Source organism: Cupriavidus sp. SK-3 (assembly GCF_000611145.1).
Lineage (GTDB): Bacteria > Pseudomonadota > Gammaproteobacteria > Burkholderiales > Burkholderiaceae > Cupriavidus.
The window spans coordinates 99,723-116,337 of record NZ_JFJV02000125.1 but is presented as its reverse complement, the minus strand read 5'-3'; the positions used below and the strand labels follow the sequence as shown (position 1 = coordinate 116,337).

The 16,615-nt window shown below is 65.7% G+C and carries 18 protein-coding genes and 1 pseudogene; 17 read left to right on the top strand and 2 right to left on the bottom strand.

Annotation, left to right across the window (positions count from 1 at the left end; translation table 11 throughout):
* Positions 1–43 precede the first annotated feature (43 nt).
* The 7 genes from mgtA (at position 44) to CF70_RS13080 (ending at position 7,848) form a co-directional block, all read left to right on the top strand.
* Positions 44–2,626 (top strand): magnesium-translocating P-type ATPase, encoded by a 2,583-nt coding sequence (gene mgtA / locus CF70_RS13110; protein WP_035865112.1) that lies wholly within the window; start codon positions 44–46, stop codon positions 2,624–2,626.
* Between the two features lie 114 nt (positions 2,627–2,740).
* Positions 2,741–3,442: a VIT1/CCC1 transporter family protein gene (locus CF70_RS13105; RefSeq protein ID WP_035865042.1), complete on the top strand. Its 702-nt coding sequence runs from the start codon at positions 2,741–2,743 to the stop codon at positions 3,440–3,442.
* A 183-nt stretch (positions 3,443–3,625) separates the two neighbouring features.
* Positions 3,626–3,781 (top strand): DUF3309 family protein, encoded by a 156-nt coding sequence (locus CF70_RS34870; RefSeq protein WP_035865040.1) that lies wholly within the window; start codon positions 3,626–3,628, stop codon positions 3,779–3,781.
* A gap of 213 nt (positions 3,782–3,994) precedes the next feature.
* Positions 3,995–5,344 carry a phosphoribosyltransferase family protein gene (locus CF70_RS13095; protein ID WP_035865038.1) on the top strand — a complete coding sequence of 450 codons (1,350 nt, stop codon included), beginning with the start codon at positions 3,995–3,997 and terminating at the stop codon, positions 5,342–5,344.
* Positions 5,345–5,577: 233 nt separating this feature from the next.
* Positions 5,578–6,417, top strand: a complete 840-nt coding sequence (locus CF70_RS13090) for a universal stress protein (RefSeq protein WP_035865036.1) — start codon at positions 5,578–5,580, stop codon at positions 6,415–6,417.
* Between the two features lie 119 nt (positions 6,418–6,536).
* Positions 6,537–7,166, top strand: coding sequence for a glutathione S-transferase family protein (locus tag CF70_RS13085; protein ID WP_035865034.1), 630 nt, complete (start codon positions 6,537–6,539; stop codon positions 7,164–7,166).
* Positions 7,167–7,212: 46 nt separating this feature from the next.
* Positions 7,213–7,848, top strand: a complete 636-nt coding sequence (locus CF70_RS13080; RefSeq protein WP_035865032.1) for a glutathione S-transferase family protein — start codon at positions 7,213–7,215, stop codon at positions 7,846–7,848.
* Positions 7,849–8,190: 342 nt separating this feature from the next.
* Here CF70_RS13080 and CF70_RS13075 read toward each other — a convergent pair whose 3' ends face one another.
* The gene (locus tag CF70_RS13075) at positions 8,191–8,586 is read right to left on the bottom strand and encodes a cupin domain-containing protein (protein ID WP_035865029.1); all 396 of its coding nucleotides are present in this window, start codon (positions 8,584–8,586) and stop codon (positions 8,191–8,193) included.
* Positions 8,587–8,727: 141 nt separating this feature from the next.
* Here CF70_RS13075 and CF70_RS35975 point away from each other — a divergent pair, with 141 nt between their 5' ends.
* The gene (locus CF70_RS35975) at positions 8,728–8,940 is read left to right on the top strand and encodes a hypothetical protein (RefSeq protein WP_152561794.1); all 213 of its coding nucleotides are present in this window, start codon (positions 8,728–8,730) and stop codon (positions 8,938–8,940) included.
* Positions 8,941–8,998: 58 nt separating this feature from the next.
* Here CF70_RS35975 and mchS3 read toward each other — a convergent pair whose 3' ends face one another.
* The gene (gene mchS3, locus CF70_RS13070) at positions 8,999–9,430 is read right to left on the bottom strand and encodes an MchS3 family protein (RefSeq protein WP_152561793.1); all 432 of its coding nucleotides are present in this window, start codon (positions 9,428–9,430) and stop codon (positions 8,999–9,001) included.
* Positions 9,431–10,231: 801 nt separating this feature from the next.
* Here mchS3 and CF70_RS13065 point away from each other — a divergent pair.
* From CF70_RS13065 to CF70_RS13025, 9 genes and pseudogenes are all read left to right on the top strand, one after another.
* On the top strand, positions 10,232–11,239 hold the full coding sequence (locus CF70_RS13065) for a sulfate ABC transporter substrate-binding protein (RefSeq protein ID WP_035865028.1): 1,008 nt from the start codon (positions 10,232–10,234) through the stop codon (positions 11,237–11,239).
* A gap of 68 nt (positions 11,240–11,307) precedes the next feature.
* Positions 11,308–11,586: pseudogene (locus CF70_RS13060) on the top strand (NAD(P)H-dependent oxidoreductase); the annotation flags it as partial.
* Positions 11,587–11,802: 216 nt separating this feature from the next.
* Entirely contained in the window at positions 11,803–12,030 is a 228-nt protein-coding gene (locus CF70_RS13055) for a hypothetical protein (protein ID WP_035865027.1), read from the top strand.
* Positions 12,027–12,257 (top strand): hypothetical protein, encoded by a 231-nt coding sequence (locus tag CF70_RS13050; RefSeq protein WP_035865026.1) that lies wholly within the window; start codon positions 12,027–12,029, stop codon positions 12,255–12,257. The genes CF70_RS13055 and CF70_RS13050 overlap by 4 nt, the downstream gene beginning before the upstream one ends.
* Before the next feature lie 12 nt (positions 12,258–12,269).
* A complete protein-coding gene (ssuD, locus tag CF70_RS13045) occupies positions 12,270–13,433 on the top strand; it encodes an FMNH2-dependent alkanesulfonate monooxygenase (RefSeq protein WP_035865025.1) in 1,164 nt (387 codons plus the stop codon).
* A gap of 11 nt (positions 13,434–13,444) precedes the next feature.
* The gene (gene ssuC / locus CF70_RS13040; protein WP_035865024.1) at positions 13,445–14,254 is read left to right on the top strand and encodes an aliphatic sulfonate ABC transporter permease SsuC; all 810 of its coding nucleotides are present in this window, start codon (positions 13,445–13,447) and stop codon (positions 14,252–14,254) included.
* 25 nt (positions 14,255–14,279) lie between these two features.
* Positions 14,280–15,155 (top strand): ATP-binding cassette domain-containing protein, encoded by an 876-nt coding sequence (locus CF70_RS13035; RefSeq protein WP_035865023.1) that lies wholly within the window; start codon positions 14,280–14,282, stop codon positions 15,153–15,155.
* Positions 15,156–15,401: 246 nt separating this feature from the next.
* Positions 15,402–15,617: a TOBE domain-containing protein gene (locus tag CF70_RS13030; protein ID WP_006161487.1), complete on the top strand. Its 216-nt coding sequence runs from the start codon at positions 15,402–15,404 to the stop codon at positions 15,615–15,617.
* A gap of 41 nt (positions 15,618–15,658) precedes the next feature.
* The gene (locus CF70_RS13025) at positions 15,659–16,576 is read left to right on the top strand and encodes an EAL domain-containing protein (protein WP_035865021.1); all 918 of its coding nucleotides are present in this window, start codon (positions 15,659–15,661) and stop codon (positions 16,574–16,576) included.
* Positions 16,577–16,615 lie beyond the last annotated feature (39 nt).

Sequence of the window (16,615 nt, the reverse complement as noted above, 5' to 3'; positions counted from 1 at the left end):
ATCATCCGGCGCTCCGGGCGGCCCGGTGCCCGCGTCCAGCGGCATGCCGGAGGCGTTGCTGCGGGCTGCCAGCACGCCTCTGGCAGCCTTGCTCAAGCAACTGGACGCCACCCTGGAAGGCCTGACCCACGCCGAGGCCGGATTGCGGCTGCAAAGCCATGGTCCCAACCTGGTGGAGCACGAGCGCCCGCGTCCGGCGGTGATCGACCTGCTGCGCCGCCTGCTCAATCCGCTCAATGTGCTGCTGCTGACGCTGGCAGCGGTATCGGCGGTCATCCACGACTACGACGCCTCGGGCGTGATCGCGGTGATGGTGATGCTCAGCGTTGGCGTGGCCACCGTGCAGGAGCGCCGCTCCGGACGCGCGGCGGCAGCGCTGCGCGCCATGGTCCATACCACCGCCGCCACGCAGCGCCGGGCCGGGCCGGGGACATCGCCCGTCATCAGCGAACTGCCGATCGGCGCGCTGGTGCCGGGCGACATCGTCCACCTGGCGGCGGGCGATCTTGTCCCCGCCGATGCCAGGCTGCTGGCGTCGAAGGATCTGTTCGTCAACCAGTCGGCCCTCACCGGGGAATCGCTGCCTGTGGAGAAATTCGCGCGCGAGAGCGCCAGCGGCGACGAACCCGGCACGCTGGAGAACATCGTGCTGATGGGCACGGCCGTGGTCAGCGGCAGCGCGACCGTAGTGGTGGTGCTGACCGGGCCGCGCGCCATGTTCGGCGGCATCGCCCGCTCGCTGTCGGAGGAGACGTCCGGCACGGTATTCGAGCAAGGCCTGCAGCGCTTCGCCCGGTTGATGATCGGCCTGATCGTGATCCTTGCGCCGCTGGTGTTCCTGATCAACGGACTGACCAAGGGCGACTGGCTGGAGGCGCTGCTGTTTGCGGTGGCCGTCGCCGTGGGGCTGACCCCCGAGATGTTGCCGATGCTGGTGACCGTGAACCTGGCGAAGGGCGCGCTTGCCATGTCGCGCCGCAAGGTGATCGTGAAACACCTCAGCGCCATCCAGAACCTGGGGGCGATGGATGTGCTGTGCACCGACAAGACCGGCACGCTGACGCAGGACCGCATCATCCTGAAAAAGCATGTGGACCTGGCTGGCCGGGAGACCGCGCGCGTGCTGGAATTCGCCTACCTGAACAGCTACCACCAGTCGGGTTTGCACAACCTGCTGGACAAGGCGGTGCTTTTCCATGACGAGGTGGGCGAAATGCTGCGGCAACAGGGCGGCTATCGCAAGATCGACGAGGTGCCGTTCGATTTCGAGCGGCGCCGCATGTCGGTGGTGGTGGATGGGCCGCAGGGCCGGCTGCTGGTCTGCAAAGGTGCGGTGGAGGAGGTCTACGCAGTCTGCGCCAGCGCTGAACTTGGCGGGCAGGCCATTGCGCTGGATGATTCGCATCGCCATTCCCTGATGACGGTCTGCAATGCGCTCAACGAAGATGGCTTCCGGGTGATCGCGATCGCCTACAAGCCCTTGCCGCCGGCACCCGATACGCAGCCCTACTCGGTGGCGGACGAATCCGCGCTGATCCTGCTCGGCTATATCGCCTTCATCGACCCGCCCAAGGAGAGCGCGGCGCCTGCGCTGGCGGCGCTGCGCGGCAGCGGCATCGAGGTCAAGGTGCTGACCGGCGACAGCCCGGTGATCGCGCGCAAGATCTGCCGGGAAGTCGGCATCGACGTGGACCGCGCGGTGCTCGGCCACGAACTCGACGGGCTCTCGCCGCAAGCCCTGGGGGAACTGGCCGAACGCACGCAGCTCTTCGCCAAGCTGGCGCCGGCGCACAAGGCGGCCATCGTCAAGGCCCTGCGGGCGCGCGGACGCGTGGTGGGCGTGCTGGGCGACGGCATCAACGACGGACCGGCGCTCAAGGCGGCCGACGTAGGCATCTCGGTGGACAGCGGCGCCGATATCGCGAAGGAATCGGCCAGCATCATCCTGCTGGAAAAGAGCCTGCTGGTGCTGCACGACGGCGTGATCGAAGGCCGCAAGGTCTTTGCCAACCTGCTCAAGTACCTGCGCATGGGTGCCAGCTCGAATTTCGGCAATATGTTCAGCGTGCTCGGCGCAAGCGCCTGGCTGCCGTTCCTGCCGATGGCGCCGATCCAGGTGCTGACGAACAACCTGCTCTACGATTTCTCGCAGACCGCGCTGCCGACGGACAACGTCGACGAGGATGCCATCAGCCGTCCGCGCCGCTGGGAGATCGGCAAGATCGGCCGCTACATCCTGTGCATCGGTCCGATCAGTTCGCTGTTCGACTACGTCACCTTTGCCACGCTTTATTGGCTGCTGGGTGCGAGTACGCCAGCGCAGCAGCACCTGTTCCAGACCGGCTGGTTCCTGGAATCGCTGCTGTCGCAGACCCTGATCGTCCATGTGATCCGCACCCGCAAGATCCCGTTCATACAAAGCCGTGGCAGTACCGCGCTGATCACCACCGGTGTCGCGATCTGCCTGGCCGGCATCTGGCTGCCGTACTCGCCGCTGGCGGCGCCGTTGGGGCTGGTGTCGCCCCCCGGCGTGTTCTGGGTGCTGCTGTTGCCGATTCTCCTTGGCTATTGCTGTCTGACCTATGCGCTGCGCGGCTGGCTGGTGCGGCGTTTTGCCATCGACTGAATGCGTATCCGCGTGCAGGCATGGCCGGGGAAACGGGTGCCTTCGTTGCAACCGGGAGGCCTCGCAGGTAGCATCCTCAGGTCATCTGCAGTCGATATCGGAGGCCGCTGCACCATGAGGTCCTTATCCCGCCACAGTGAACGTCACCGGGTTGATCGCACAGGCTGGCTGCGCGCCGCGGTGCTCGGTGCCAATGATGGCATTGTCTCGACCGCCAGCCTGGTGCTGGGCGTCGCCGCCGCCAGTGCGAGCCAGGCGAACATCCTGATGACCGGCATCGCGGGCCTGGTGGCCGGAGCCATGTCGATGGCCGCGGGGGAATATATCTCGGTCCATTCGCAGGTGGACACCGAGAAGGCCGACCTGAGGCGGGAGCGTGGAGAGCTGGATGCCGATCCCGCCGCAGAGCAGCACGAACTCGCGACGATTTATGTGGAGCGGGGGCTTGAGCCGGGTCTTGCCAGGGAGGTAGCGGCGCAACTCATGGCACACGACAGCCTGGCGGCCCATGCACGCGATGAGCTCGGCATTTCGCAGGCGCTGAGCGCACAACCCATCCAGGCTGCCATGGCATCGGCCGCCAGCTTTGCCGTCGGCGCGTTCCTTCCGCTGGTGGTGGCCTGGCTGGCGCCTGGCCGCGGGCTGATGCCATGGGTATCGGGAATGTCGCTCATCTTTCTCGCCGCGCTAGGCGCCGTCGCTGCGCAGGTCGGCGGTGCCAGCAGAATATCGGGCGCGGGACGCGTCACCTTCTGGGGCGCTCTCGCCATGGCCGTCACCGCCGGCGTCGGTGTACTGTCTGGCGCCGTCCTTTAGGGCATCGGCTTGCGTCATGGACGCGATGTCCTGATCGGGAAGCTCCGCGCAAGACAGGGCCAGCGCCGCCATCGCACGCTGCCCGTCGCGCCTGCGCGCGGCTTGATACACGACAACTGCCAGGCTTGATGCCCACATATAGTGACCTGACAAGCAGCGGCTGGAAGTCAAGGAGGGCGCGAAATGCTGGGGACTATTCTGTTAATTCTCTTGATACTGGTTCTGATCGGCGCAATGCCAGCCTGGCCGCACAGCCGGAACTGGGGTTACGCGCCCAGCGGCTTGTTGGGACTGGTATTGCTGATCGTCATCGTATTGCTGGTAAAGGGCCGAATCTAGCGTTCCCGGCGCCAGACGCACCACCGGTGAACTGGCAGTGCCTGATATGGAACACGCTCTGGTATCCGGAGGGGCACGTGAGTAGGGTGCGCTTCACGTTGAGACCGGCTGTTGCCAATCCTTGACATAGCGCAAGTGGTACCCCCACCGGGGGGCTATTCTGGGCGCTAGCCGCGCCGCGCTGCCGTGGCACACAGCAGAGGAGCTAATCTGATGAATCCGCTAGTTGCCCGCTTTGAGAGCCGCGAGGACGCCGCGGTGCAGCTAGCTGAAGCGCTGCGCGCCTATCGTGGCCAGCATCCCCTGATCCTTGCCATTCCGAAGGGCGGGGTAGCTGTCGGGCGCGGACTTGCCGACGCCCTGGAGGGCGATCTCGATGTGATGCTGGTCAGCAAGCTTGCCGGCCCGGACAACGCCGTCGCCGCGATTGGCGCCGTGACGGAGAACGGCTGGACCTACGCCGTTGAGCGCCCGGCGGGGGGACAGCCCGATCCCGTCCATTTTGCGCAGGAGCGGCTGGCAAAGCTCGATCTGCTGCGGCAACAATGCGCGATCTACACGTCGCATCGCGCGCGGCTGGACCCGCATGGCCGCGTTGTGATCCTGGTGGATGACGGGATCTGCACTGGCGCCACCATGATGGCGGCGATCCATACCGTGCGCAGGCAGCAGCCGGCCAGGCTGGTTTGCGCCGTTCCCATCGGCGCACCAAAAGGCCTGGCGGTGGTCCGCGCCTGCGCCGACGAGGTCGTGTGCCTGCGGGCAGCCGGGACGGATCCCGATATCCACCATGCCTACCAGCGCTTTCCGCAGGTGGACGACGCGGAGGTCCGCGCGCTGTTGTGGCGCGACATTGAATCGCGCAACGCCGAGGCCATCGGAGCAAGAGCCCTGGCCGATGGCTTGCCGGTAGGCATTGCGTGCGACGGCACCAGGCTTCACGGCGTGCTTGACGCCCCCGGCAATCCGGTAGGGCTGGTGCTGATGGTCCATGCCAGCGGGGGCGGCGACCACGCTGTGCGCAACCAGTATGTCGCGAGGAAACTGAACGCCAGGGGACTGGCTACGCTGCTGGTGGACCTGATCGGGCCTAGGGAGCCCATGCGGGCGGAAAAGCGCCAGGATATTGCCATGCTGGCCGGACGGCTGCGAACGGTGATACAAGCGGTGCCGGGCTACGTTCGCACGCGGCTGCGCTTGCCGGTGCTGCCCGTCGGCTGCTTTGGCACCGGCACCGCCGCCGCCGCCGCGTTGAAGCTGGCGGGAGACGCGGGCGCGGATTTGCACACGCTCGTGCTCGCCGCGGGGCGAGTGGACCTGGCCGACGCCGACACCCTGGGCAAGGTGGCCGTACCTACGCTTCTTGTGGTGGGTGCCGGCGATCCGGAAGGCATCCGGATCAATGACCTGGCGTTCGCCAGCCTTCGCTGTCCGCGGCAACTGCGGCTGGTGGCGGGCGAGGGCCGCGTATTCGAGGAGCCCGCCGCGATAGAGGAACTGGCCACGCTGGCAGGCGGCTGGTTCTCGCAATTGCTTGCCGACGGGCGGATGGCCGTCATGTAGGCGTGCCTGCCGGGTGTTCACGGAATGCCGACATCCGTTGCGCGCATCGCGAAGGCATCGAAGCGCGGCTCGCACTGCCGCGGATTTTCATGTGCGGCGTTGCCCGATGGCCGCGGCCCGGCCATATTGACCTGGCGCAACGACCGGACAGGTAGCGCTCGCGCTGTGCGGCGCAGGCGCTACAGTGCATTCTGACGCGATCACGAGCCCGGCCGACGGGCGGGAGCCTTCTTATGTCCTACGCCACCATCATGGTGATTCTCGATCCCAGCCGGCGGTCATACCATCGCATCGAAATCGCCGCGCAGCTGGCCGTCAGGCACAAAGCCACGCTGGTCGGCATGTTCGCCTGCCACCGCCCCGAGCCCGCGTGGGTGTACCGGCTGCCCGACGGCGCGCGCTACCTCGATGCCCTTCAGGCACGTTACGAGGAGGATGTCGAGGTCATGCGGCGCAGCTTCGAGGGCGCGACGGAAGCGCTGCCGATCACTGCGCAATGGCGGGCATTCGACGGGCTTCCCCTGGCCATCGGCCAGCGCGAAGCGCGCCTGGCAGACTTGCTGGTGGTCGGCCAGGCCGACCCGGCGGACCCGATGGCCTTCGTGGCCGAGGGGTTTGTCGAATCCATCGTGCTTGCCAGTGGCCGGCCGGTACTGGCGATTCCCAGGGTGGGCCGGTTCAAGACCGTTGGCGGCCGCGTGCTGATCGCCTGGGACGGCGGGCGCGAGGCGGCACGCGCCATCCACGATGCGCTGCCATTTCTGCGCCAGGCCGAGGCCGTGACCATTGTCACTTGCACGGTGGCGGGCAAGGCCGGCGACCCCTGGAATACGCCTGCGCAGTACGCCGCGACCTGGCTGGCGGCGCATGGCGTGACGGCGGCGGTATGCAACCTCCCCGTGACCGACCTCGCCGACGCGGGCGAGCGGCTGCTGTCGGAAGCCGCCGACCTGGAAGCCGATCTCATCGTGGCCGGCGCCTATGGGCACAACAGGTTCCGCGAGGTGATGCTGGGTGGCGTAACCCGGACGTTGCTGGAAACCATGACGATTCCCGTGCTGTTCTCGCACTGAGCCCGATATCCAAACCGGGACGCCCAGCGGCCATCGCCCGGCGTCCCGGCAGCGCGGCCTTGCCTGGTGTATCGTTGACGTCTTCCGCGAACAAGGTGTTTTCACTGGGGACGCATGGAATGCTGACGATCTGGGGCAGGGCGAATTCGGTCAATGTGCAGAAGGTGCTTTGGTGTTGCGACGAACTCGGCCTGCCGTTCGAGCGGATCGACGCCGGCATGCAATTCGGCGGCAACGACCGGCCCGAGTATCTTGCGTTGAATCCGAACGGGCGCGTCCCTACGATCATCGATGACGGCTTTGTGTTGTGGGAGTCGAATTCGATCCTGCGCTACCTTGCCATGCAGTACGGGAAGGGCGCCACGCTGTACCCTGCCGAGCCGAAGGTGCGCGCAAGCGTGGACCGCTGGCTGGACTGGTCCCTTCCGACCTTGCAGCCGGCGGAAAGGCCGGTATTCTGGGGTTATGTGCGAACGCCGGCCGCAGAGCGCGACGTGGCGCGCCTGAATGCCGACGCCGCCACCGTGGCGGGCCTGTGGCGGATGATCGACCGGCAGCTGCAAGGCCGCGATTTTCTCGAGGGCGGCGCGTTCACGCTGGCTGACCTGGTGCTGGGCGCTTACGCGCGCCGCTGGTACGGCCTCGACGCCCAGGTCGACCGCCCCGCAATGCCGGACCTGGACCGCTGGTACCAGGGCATCGGCGGGCGCGCCGGCTTCCGGCAGCACGTTGGCGTGCCGCTGAGCTGAGCCGGGCGCAAGCCAGGGCGAACCCCCTCATCATCTACCGACTCCCATGACCATCATCCTGCACACATGGAACACGCCGAACGGACGCAAGATCAGCGTCGCGCTCGAGGAAATGGCCTTGCCGTACACCGTCAAGACGGTGAACATCACCAAGGGCGAGCAGCACCAGGCGGACTTCCTGCGCATCAGTCCTAACAACCGGATTCCGGCCATCGTCGATCCCGATGGTCCCGGCGGCCAGCCGATCAGCGTGTTCGAATCCGGCGCGATCCTGCTCTACCTCGGCGAGAAGACCGGCAAATTCCTGCCAGCATCCCTGCGCGACCGGGTACCGGTACTGGAGTGGCTGATGTGGCAGATGGGCGGCTTCGGGCCCATGCCGGGACAAGTCCATCACTTCCGCACTGTGGAGCCGGAGGCTGACCGGCACTATGGGCTCAAGCGCTATTCAGAGGAAACCAACCGTCTTTACGGCGTGCTTGACCGGCGGCTGGCGGAAGTGGAATTCGTCGCGGGCGAGCTCTCCGTGGCGGATTTCGCCATCCTCGGGTGGGCATGGCGGCATGAGCGCCATCAGATTTCGCTCGATCGCTTTCCCAATATCCGGCGCTGGTACGACGCCTTGTTCGCCCGGCCAGGGGTACAGCGCGGCTTTGCGGTCAAGCTGGACGATGCGGCGTAGGCCATCTCCGGCCGATGGCCGCGCCCACGGAAATCGTGCCTGCAGAGGGGGTTCTCCGGCACGTGCGATCCGTTTGACATGGGTCAAGTGCCGCAACGGCCAGTCCGGATAAGATGGTTTCCGTCATGGAGATGCGGGGGCGCTCTTCATGACTTGTCTACCCGTTTCCAGAATACGGAAACTTGGCCCGCGCCACGCAAGTGGGGCGGGCTTTTTTATGTGGCGAGCCTCATGCCGGATGCGCGGGCGCATCGAGCGCGCGCGCACAACCAGTTGCCGTCCGATCGACCGTGCGCGGAATCGCGGGGGAGGCAAAAGTGGCCCGATGCCGCCACGGGGATATCAGGGCGCGGGCGTCGCGAGCGGCTTGCCCTTCTCGACCACATACACGCCGACCAGGCTGACCGGCGCAGTGCCGGGATTGTGCGCGTCATGCACGACCCCGGCAGGAACCACGAACGACTCGCCCGCCTTGACGACCCGCGGCGGCTGCCCGTCGATCAGGAGTTCGGCCTGGCCTGCCAATATGTAGCTGACCTCGTCGCCCGGATGCGTATGCCGTCCCGCATAGGCGCCGGGCGCCACCTCCACCCGTGCCACCACAGCCTCCCGCCCCGGCACGGAAACGTCCTCCTTGCCGACAAGGGTACGCGTAAGGCCGCTGCCCTGCGCCAGCGCGGCGGCAGAGGCGAGCCATAGCCCGGCGCCCGCAAGCATGCTCAGTGTCCTGGTGTTCATGGTCTGTCTTCTCCCGGATTGGTCTTGTTTTGCTGCGTTTCACTTCAAAAGGCATGTCGCCTGGAAAGCGAGGTGTTCAGGTGACGCCTGGAACCAGTTGCAGGTGGGACGGGTGGCCAGCCGGAACGGGCCGGCGAGACGATGGCAGATGCTAGCAAATGCGCCGGTGTGTTTGGAATAAGGCGCAGCCCTACATCGGCAAGCGTCATACTGGACTACCTGGTGGCGCTCTGCAAGCAACTCAAGTATGACCCGCCCACCTTCAATGGCGACGAATGCTGGACGCTGCCGATGCCCGCGCGCTATGTGATCGCGCCAGGATGGGAGGTTGGTGGACATGGCGTCGCCGTCTAAGTTCATGGCTGCAGCCAGTTGCAGGAACTCAGTTTCGGCAAGTGATTTTAGGTCTTTCTTATTTTGATATTTGATTGCAGCCGTATTTGTCAATTGATTCAATTAGATCTTTCATTTTCTCCTTGTTAAGGATATCTGCCCTTAATACGCTGGCTGAGCCGTCATTTTGAAGGATGTTGAGGGTTTCCTTCTTGAATAGAAGAGGCGATAGCGTGCGAAGTCCACACGCGGCATAGAGTTTTGCTTCATTCGTGGATTCCTCGGATCTTATTATGTCTGTAAAAGTATCCTTTGCGAATTCGCTTTTTAGTATTTTTCTGTAGACATTCTCGTTTTCACTGATGTGTCCGGAAAATCCAACCATCCCGAGGGAGAAGTTTTTTGTGTTGGCCAATTTCTCCTTGTCGCGGCCAATCTGATCGATGGTTGTGCTGGCGATGGCCTGGGTAATGGTTTGTAATAATATCAAGTTGAGGATAAGATTTTTCATGGTGGATAAGTTGGAAATCATGGAATGTGTTTGTTGAAACAGATTAAAGGATTCGATAATTCAATCTACTGGGGTTGTGATGCTGAGGTTAGGCTATGTCCCTCCACGTTTGGCATCAATGAGTGGTGCTGAATATGAAAACCGGGCAGCTTGAGGTGCGGTGCGGACAACGACGCCCCAGCCTTCGAAATCGCTGTATCCCGGGCAAGCGGCCCATTGCCGGCGGAACGGACCTTCAAAGGGTCCAGGAACTTCAGGCACTTGGCGTCGTGTGGATGGCAGCCACGGCATTCCGCTATGCCAAGGCCTTCCCGTGGAAAGCCCCTTGGTTGCTATACCGTGGGGTGATCTGCCTTCACATCAGCGGATGATCTGCAAATGAGAATTATACGCATTTGCGTTGTGGCGGCAAACCTACGGCACTACCTGTAGCACGCGGGCGCCCCCCGCGGCCTCTCGTTGTTGAAGAGAGCAGGGATATGGGCGGTGACGCTTTTCGGCCAGATCTTCCCCGCAGGGATGATGGGAACGCGGCGCATGCCGGGTCCGGATGTGTTAGGCGGTGCGCCAGTCTCTGGGACTTCGCAGCAGGACTGACGGTTTCGACAGTACCCCTGCGGCATGCCCATATTTCCGCCGAATCTTATGCGGAAAACGTGCAAGGATCGGCGAAACCATTCGTTCCTTTCACTTAGCCCCCTCGGTAGTCTTCTTCCCTGACACAAGCCTTCCCACACAAGGAGGGCCATGAAACGAGGCGCGCAGCCGCCAATTCACGACGACAAGACGGGAGCAAGACAGATGATTCGCAAGCTGGCCATCGGATTCGCGGCACTGGCCGTGATCGGTTCCACCCAGACCGCCTGGGCCAACACCAACCTGTTGAATGTTTCGTACGACCCGACGCGGGAACTGTACGTGGACGTGAATGCCGCCTTCGCCAAGGCCTGGAAGGCCAAGGGTGGCGACGCGCTGACCATCCGCCAGTCGCACGGCGGCTCGGGCAAGCAGGCGCGTTCGGTGATCGACGGGCTGGATGCGGATGTGGTCACGCTGGCGCTGGGCTACGACATCGACGCCATTGCCGAGAAGGGTCTGCTCAAGGCGGACTGGCAGAAGCGCCTGCCGCACAATGCCTCGCCCTATACATCGACCATCGTGTTCCTGGTGCGCAAGGGCAACCCCAAGGGCATCAAGGACTGGAACGACCTGGTCAAGCCGGGCGTGCAGGTGATCACGCCGAACCCGAAGACCTCGGGCGGCGCGCGCTGGAACTACCTGGCTGCCTGGGGCTACGCGCTGCGCCAGCCGGGTGGCAACGAGCAGAAGGCCAGGGAGTTTGTCGGCCAGTTGCTGAAGAACGTGCCGGTGCTGGACTCCGGCGCTCGCGGCGCCACCACGACCTTTGTCGAGCGCGGCCTGGGCGACGTGCTGATTGCCTGGGAGAACGAGGCGATCCTGGCGATCAAGGAACTGGGTCCGGACAAGTTCGATATCGTCGCGCCGTCGATCTCGATCCTGGCCGAGCCGCCGGTGGCGGTGGTCGACAAGGTGGTGGACAAGAAGGGCACGCGCAAGGTGGCCGAGGCCTACCTGCAGTTCCTGTACACCGACGAGGGCCAGGAAATCGCGGCGAAGAATTACTACCGACCGATTTCGGAAAAGATTGCGGCCAAGTACGCGGCCAATTTCCCCAAGGTCAAGCTGTTCACCATCGACGAGGCCTTCGGCGGCTGGCAGAAGGCGCAGAAAGCGCACTTCGCCGATGGTGGTTCGTTCGACCAGGTCTACCAGCCCGGCAAGAAGTAATCAGCGGCATGGGCGGGCGCGAACTGCGTCCGCCGCACCATTCGCCATTCAGTTGAGAAGGAAGCCCGATGTCCATCCTGACCCTGTCCGGCAGTCCGTCCGCCCCGTCGCGTTCCGGGCACCTGCTGGCGCATCTGCGCAGCGGGCTCGAAGCCGCCGGCGAACGCACCAGCCACCTGGCGCTGCGCGAGCTTCCGCCCGCGGCGCTGATGGCGGCCAGGGTGGACGATCCCGATATCGCCGCGGCCATCCGCGCGGTGGCCGAGGCCCAGGTGGTGACCCTTGCCTCCCCGGTCTACAAGGCTGCCTATGGCGGCCTGCTCAAGACGCCCCCGGACCTGCCGCCGCCGGACGTACTGCCTGGCACCTTCGGTCGTGCCGCACAGCGCCCTGAGCCGGCCGAGCGATGTTCCGCCTGAGTTGATGCGGGCGCGCGAGCGCCGCCAGGGGAGAACCCGCCTTATCCGTGATTGCTGCGCCGTCTGCCTTGCAGGCCGGCGGGGCAGCGTGCACCCGCACGCTGCCGGAGCGATCGCGTTTGCATCTTGCACAGGAACATCGATATGAACTCGCCAGCCTTCACGCATTCCGACGAACGCGATATTCAGGGAACGCCATCCGGCAACGGCGCGCGACGCCAGCGCGTTGCGGGCACCGGCAACCTGAAGCGCCGCCTGGTCCTGGCAGCGCTGGTGGCAGCCACGGGTCTGGCCTACGCGCTGCTGCCCGGCCGCGCGCAGGCGGAGGCGCCGGTCAATGTGGCGGAGGCCGCCTGGCAGGCACAGCGTTGAGCGAGGCCGGCAAACAGGGCCACGCCGTGCGCCGCGCTCCCCTGCGCCATGTGCTGATCGTGGCCTTGCTCACTGGCGGACTGGGCGCCGCCTTGCTCGCGCTGGGCCTGGGCATGGCGAAAGAGGGCAGGGCGGCAGCCATGCACGCCGCGACGGCAGGCACTGCGCCTGCGCGGAATCCCGCAATGCCGTCATCCCGAACGGACGAGATCAACAAGACAAGCTGAAGAGGCAAAGGCATGCAAGTTTTCTGGTTTATCCCCACGCACGGCGACAGCCGCTACCTCGGCACCTCGGAAGGGGCGCGCGAGGTCAATCTCGATTACCTGAAGCAGATCGCCACCGCCGCCGATACGCTGGGCTACGAAGGCGTGCTGATTCCCACCGGCCGCTCCTGCGAGGACCCCTGGGTGGTGGCCTCCACGCTGGCCGCGGTCACCCGCCGCCTGCGCTTCCTGGTGGCTTTGCGTCCCGGCCTGATGGCGCCCACGCTGGCCGCGCGCATGGCGGCGACCTTCGACCGTCTCTCGGGTGGCCGCTTGCTGGTGAACCTGGTGACCGGCGGCGACGCGTCGGAACTGGAGGGCGACGGCCTGTTCCTGAACCACGCCGAACGCTACGAAGCCTCGGCCGAGTTCATCCGCATCTGGCGCGAGGTGCTGGCCGCCAGCCATGAAAGCGCCGAACTCGATTACGAAGGCAGGCACCTCAGGGTCAAGGGCGCCAGAGTCCTGTTCCCGCCGCTGCAACGGCCGCATCCGCCGGTGTATTTCGGCGGCTCCTCGGATGCCGCGCATGAGCTGGCCGCCGAGCAGGTGGACACCTACCTGACGTGGGGCGAACCACCCGCCGAGGTGGCGAAGAAGATCGCCGACGTGCGCCGGCGTGCTGCGCGCCATGGGCGCTCGGTCAGGTTCGGCATCCGCCTGCACGTGATCGTGCGCGAGACCGATGACGAAGCCTGGGCCGCCGCCGGCAGGCTGATCAGCAAGCTCGACGACGATACCGTGGCGCGCGCGCAGGCCGTGTTCGCCAGGATGGATTCCGAAGGCCAGCGCCGCATGGCCGCGCTGCATGCCGGCGGCGGCGAGCGCAGCCGCGCGGAGCTGGAGATCAGCCCGAACCTGTGGGCCGGCGTGGGCCTGGTGCGAAGCGGCGCGGGCACCGCGCTGGTGGGAGATCCGCACACCGTGGCGGCGCGCATGCAGGAGTATGCGGAGTTGGGCATCGATACGTTCGTGCTGTCCGGCTACCCGCACCTGGAGGAAGCCTACCGCTTCGCCGAACTGGTGTTCCCTCTGTTGCCGCGTTCGGTGCGCGACAAGCTGCCGGGCAAGGTGTTGTCGGGGCCCTTCGGGGAAGTCATGGCGACTGGCATCGTGCCGCGCGCGGCGCAGCGCTGAAGGAGGCCGACATGTCCGCTCCCCTCACGCTCCCGCCGCGCCGCGCCGACTGGCTGAACAAGGTGCTTGGCCCGGCCGCGCCCTGGGCTGTGCCAGTGCTGCTGATCGTGGTGTGGCAGCTGGCTTCACAGTACGGCTGGCTGTCCAATCGCATCCTGCCCGCGCCCTTCGATGTAGTGAAGGCTGCCTGGGGCCTGGCCATCACGGGCGAGCTGTGGCGCCATGTATGGGTCAGCAGCTGGCGCGCCGTGCTTGGTTTCACCATCGGTGGCGGCTTCGGGCTGTTGCTGGGGCTGCTCACCGGCACCTTCCGCCCGGCCGCGACGCTGCTCGACAGCACCCTGCAGATGGTGCGCAACATTCCCACGCTGGCCCTGATTCCGCTGGTGATCCTGTGGTTCGGCATCGACGAGACAGCCAAGCTGTTCCTGGTCGCGCTGGGCGTGTTCTTCCCGATCTACCTGAACACCTACCACGGCATCCGTTCGGTCGATCCGGGCCTGATCGAGATGGCGAGGAGCTACGGCCTGTCGGGCTGGCGCCTTTACCGCGAGGTGATCCTGCCGGGTGCCTTGCCCAACATCCTGGTCGGCGTGCGTTTCTCGCTCGGCCTGATGTGGGTGATCCTGATCGTGGCCGAGACCATATCGGCCCAGTCGGGCATCGGCTACATGACCATGAATGCGCGCGAGTTCCTGCAGACCGATGTGGTGCTGGTGGGCATCCTGCTTTACGCGCTGCTGGGCAAGCTGGCTGACTTGCTGTCGCGCGGGCTGGAACGTTTCTGGCTGCGCTGGCACCCCGGCTACCAGGCGCACTGAGCCCGCGGCCCAAGGAGAACACGAAATGCAAAGCAACCCGATCGAACAGGCTGCGCTGGCGGAAGTGCCGGCGAGTAAAGCCGGCAACGGACTGTCGCTGCGCGTGCAGCAGGTAGTGAAGCGCTACGGCGGGCGCGAGGTGCTGCACGGCATCGACCTGCAGGCCGCCCCCGGCGAGTTCCTCGCCATCGTGGGCCGCAGCGGCTGCGGCAAGAGCACCTTGCTGCGGCTGGTGGCGGGCCTGGAAGACAGCGACGGCGGCGCCGTGACGCTTGACGATGGCCCGGGCCGCAAGCAGCGCGAGGCGGTCCGTGTGATGTTCCAGGACGCACGCTTGCTGCCGTGGAAGAAGGTGCTGGACAACGTGGCGCTGGGCCTGCCTCGCTCAAGGCTGGCCGATGCCGCCAGGGTCCTGGGGCAGGTCGGCCTGGCCGAGCGTGCGGGCGAATGGCCCGCGCGCCTGTCGGGCGGACAGCGCCAGCGCGTCGCTCTGGCGCGCGCGCTGGTGCATCACCCGCGGCTGTTGCTGCTGGACGAACCGCTGGGCGCGCTCGACGCGCTGACGCGCATCGAGATGCAGGGGCTGATCGAATCGCTGTGGCAACGCCTGGGCTTTACGGCGCTGCTGGTCACGCACGATGTCTCGGAGGCGGTAGCGCTGGCCGACCGCGTGGTGCTGATCGAAGACGGGCGCATTGCGCTGGACCAGCGCGTGGCGTTGCCACGGCCGCGCCAGCGTGGCTCGGCCGCTTTCGCGCAACTGGAGGATGCGGTGCTGCGGCGGGTCATGCAACGCGACGAGGCAGTGGCGGCCGACGCCGTCGGGTATGGCCAGGCACTGGTGCCCGCGGTGGACTGGTCGGTTGCGCGCACGGCCGATTCGGTGCGCTGGGCGATCTAGCCAGTGGCCGGATCAGCGAGTGCAGGCAGGCGGATCACGCAGAAGGCAAGACAGCAAACCAGGTTGCAAACAAGTTTGAGACAACAGTCCAGTCGTGCCGGCGCAATTGCATGAACCCGGTGCAACCCGCGGCGTAGCAGCGGCACGTTTGAGCGTGCAACGTCACTCATCGCGGTTCACCACGCAAGGCGCTGAATCAAAGTTTTACGCAATCTTCATTTTCACTCACGCAAAGGAACTTCTATCATGAGCATTCAGGCGATCAACGTACGCAACCAGTTCCGCGGCAAGGTAGCCGCCATCATCGAAGGCCCGGTGGTCTCGGAGGTCGACGTCGAGACGCCGGCCGGCATCGTCACCTCGGTCATCACCACCCGCTCGGTCAAGGATCTCGGTCTCACCATCGGCAGCGAAGTCGTTGCCCTGGTGAAGGCTACCGAGGTGTCCCTGGCCAAGCTTTGAGGCCTCGCCCGAGGCGCAAGCGCAACGCAAAGGAAATAGCAATGGCAAGCGCGAACGAAACAGGCGCGGGACTGGCGGCACTCACCCATTACCTGGAAGGGCTGCCTCGCCGGCCCGAGAGCGATCGTCAGCTTTGGCGAGACGAGCGTGGGCAGGTGCAGGGCCAGTTCTACAACTGTTCGCTGACCAGTGCCTTCGAGCCGCTCATTACCTTGTCCAGCCACGACGTGGTGGCGCACGAGGGCACGCTGCGCACCTATGCCGGCGACGGTGTCGGCCTGGCGGCGTGGAAGCTGTTCGCGATGGCGGCGGACGATGCCTCGCTGGTGTCGCTGGACCGCCTCTCGCGGCTGGTGCACGCCATCAATTATTTCGCAGCCGATGGCGAGCGCAAGCTGGTGCTCAATGTGCATAACCGGCTGCTGGCGGCGGTGGCCGACGATCATGGCTCGGCCTTCCGGCGCGCGCTGCAATCGCTGGGACTGCCGCTCGAACGGTTCGTGATCCAGGTGCCGGCCAGCGCCAACGACGATCTGCCGCTGCTGCTGCATGTGGTGGGCAACTATCGCCGCAACGGCTTTGCCGTCAGCCTGCAGGCATCTGACCCCGCCGAGGCGGGTGCGCTGATGGCGCATGCCTTGCCCGACTGGCTCAAGCTGGACATGCGCCGCAACTGGACCGACCGGCAGCTTGCCGGGTTGCAGGCCAGCGCGGACAGCGCCGGCGTGACCCTGATCGGGCGCCGGCTGGAGAATGCCGAGAACGCCGAGCGGCTGCAGGCGGCCGGCATCGTGCTGGGGCAGGGCAGTTTCACTGGCGCGGCCGTGAGCGCGCGCGACCTGCGCGTGCCGCAAGCGGAGCCTGGCGGCGGTGACGCGGGCAATGAGGAGTTCGAGGGCGGGGCGGCCCGCAACGGATCCGGCCGCGTCCCGATGGCGTTCAGCAAGGAGCCGATATGACGCAGACGAAGAGGCCTGCCGCGCCGCACCAGCGCGGCA